General features: G+C 40.2%; 1 pseudogene. It reads left to right on the top strand.

Annotation, left to right across the window (positions count from 1 at the left end):
- Positions 1-533, top strand: a pseudogene (locus ACMZ6U_RS10715) (transposase); the annotation flags it as partial.

Raw genomic sequence — 533 nt, 5'->3', positions numbered from 1 at the left:
CCCCAGAAAAGTTCGTGAGACGGTTGAAGTTGTCACTGTGGACATGTCTGGTAGCTATATTCCTATTATCAAGACCTTCGCTCTCTTATTTTTAGGCTCAGGCTGAAACAGTCCACTGGACTATTTCACTCCCAAAAGCACGTATTGTCCTTGATCGCTTTTACATCATCCAACACATAAGCAGGGCTGTGATGGCTACGAGAATTGCCATTATGAAATCTTTTGACACGCAATCCTTACCTTATCGAGCGATGAAGAATCACTGGCGAATCTTACAAAAAGATAGTCGAAAACGATCTCTGGAGACGTTCTATTCAAGGACCTTTATACAAACCTTAACCCCTCGGGAGATTGTTCAGAAGATTTTACCCTTTTCTGAAGAACTGCGCTATTACTATGAGCTATATCAACTATTGCTTTTTCACTTTCAAGAGAAACGAGCTAATCACTTTTTTGACTTGATCGAGGAGCATCTGGAGACTGTGAATAAAGAATTTCGAACGGTCTTCAAAACTTTTTTGAAATACAAAAGC

Origin of the sequence: Streptococcus pluranimalium, from assembly GCF_047785745.1 — a bacterium.
Classification (GTDB): domain Bacteria; phylum Bacillota; class Bacilli; order Lactobacillales; family Streptococcaceae; genus Streptococcus; species Streptococcus pluranimalium_B.
Note: the sequence above shows the minus strand (reverse complement) of the source record. Positions and strands in the feature narration are given on the sequence as shown.